Source organism: uncultured Campylobacter sp. (genome assembly GCF_938018145.1).
Lineage (GTDB): Bacteria > Campylobacterota > Campylobacteria > Campylobacterales > Campylobacteraceae > Campylobacter_A.
In genome coordinates this window covers 1-1,729 of the sequence record NZ_CALIII010000256.1, presented here as the reverse complement: position 1 = coordinate 1,729, position 1,729 = coordinate 1, and the positions used below count along the sequence as shown (strand labels likewise).

Genomic DNA, 1,729 nt, shown 5'->3' with positions numbered 1-1,729 from the left:
TTGCGATGAATTTAAATGTTGCGACGAAATTTTCGACCGAAGATAGAACATATAGTTCATCGAGGGAGAAAATTTCTAGCTCATTTAAAGGCGCGCAAGAGACAAGCCGCTAGAAAAGAAACCAAAATGCAAAAATTACTAAACCTAGCCAAGCTTGCAGCCATCAAAGCAGGCGACGAGATAATGAAATTTTACGCTCACAAGGGCTTTGACGACGAGATTTTAGCGGCTCGTTCGACCTTGAGCGAAAGCGTATGCGGTAAAAACGGCCGGGATTTCGAGGTAAATTTAAAAACAGACAGCTCGCCAGTGACTTCGGCCGATCTTGCGGCAAATGCGGCGATATTTGAAACGCTAAAAAGCTCGCAAATCCAAATTTGCTCGGAGGAAAAGATTTTGGGCGAGTCCGCGCGGACGTTTTGGCTCATCGACCCACTAGACGGCACAAAGGATTTTATCAGCGGTAGCGGCGAGTTTTGCGTATGTATCGCGCTCATAGAGGACGGTCGCCCCATTCTTGGCGTTATCTACGTGCCCGTTACCGGCGAAATTTATAGCGCGGCAAAGGGCGGACAAACGCAAAAAGAGCTTTATAAAAACGGAGCGTTTATCCCGCAAACTCTAGCCGCGAAAGAGTGCGCGCCGCAAACGATAATCAGCGGCAAACGCGGCAAAAACGTAACGGCGGGCAAGCTTGCGACCGCTCTAAATTTTGACATCGCGCGGCTAAGCTCGGCGATCAAATACTGCCGCATCGCCGAAAACCTCGCGGGTGCGTATATACGCTACTCGCCAAGCTCCATCTGGGACAACGCCGCTGGCGAGATAATCGCTGCAGGCACGGGAGCAAAGATGATCGATCTAGCGACGCTAAAAGCGCCGATCTACGACGCAGCCTCGCTAAAAAATAACGAATTTATCGTCATCGCAAAGGATTTTTTAGCCCGCGAGGATGAAATTTTACGAGCGATAAAAGAGCTAAATTTATAAACCAAAAGGCGACCCGCTGCATTTCAAATTTAAACGGCTCAAGTAAATACATTATATAGCAACGCCGAATTTAAGACCTGCTAGACGAGAGTCGATAAATTTCATTTAAAATTTAGCTAAAATCGTAGTCAAATTTCAAGCCCTAAGTCGCCAAACGTTTAAAGGAAACAATTGTTAAAAATCATAAAATCAGTTCTTAGCGTCATTTTCCAGGCTAGAATTTTATTTATCCTTTTTTACTTTTGCGCCTTCGTTACTTTTGCGCCCATGGCGTCTATCTTGGGCGCGGAGACGAGCCAAATGACGCTTTCTGTGCTATTTAACCCGCTCACGATACTATCTTGCGCATTGCTTGCCGTTTATATCGGCTTTAGAGTCGCAGCATATAAAAATCACGGCATAGATTGCAAAATGGACGCCGTATTTTTCATCGCTTTGAGCTGGGTATTTTTTATGCTATTTTGCTTGGCGACGCTTCTTGCGACCATTTTATTTTTGGAGGATTTTAGAAGCTTGCCGTCGCGAGAATTTTGCTCGTTACTTTTGGTGATGGCGATTTTTGCGGCATGGCGCACGCTTAAGAGCTCGGAATACAAATTAAGCGTATTTTACGAGCGAAAAGCCGGCGCAAAAACAAGCATAGTCAAAATCTTAATTTATTCAGTCTTAGCGTTTGCGGCGATTGTCGCGGTATTTTTTTAGCGAAACGATTTTAGATTCTATAAATTTGGCGCTTTTA

At 45.0% G+C, this 1,729-nt stretch carries 2 protein-coding genes; both read left to right on the top strand.

Annotated features, from left to right (window positions below):
* The first annotated feature begins 126 nt into the window (after positions 1 to 126).
* Positions 127 to 990 carry a 3'(2'),5'-bisphosphate nucleotidase CysQ gene (locus Q0338_RS05875; RefSeq protein WP_298085944.1) on the top strand — a complete coding sequence of 288 codons (864 nt, stop codon included), beginning with the start codon at positions 127 to 129 and terminating at the stop codon, positions 988 to 990.
* 171 nt (positions 991 to 1,161) lie between these two features.
* A complete protein-coding gene (locus Q0338_RS05870) occupies positions 1,162 to 1,692 on the top strand; it encodes a hypothetical protein (RefSeq protein ID WP_298085943.1) in 531 nt (176 codons plus the stop codon).
* Positions 1,693 to 1,729: the final 37 nt, after the last annotated feature.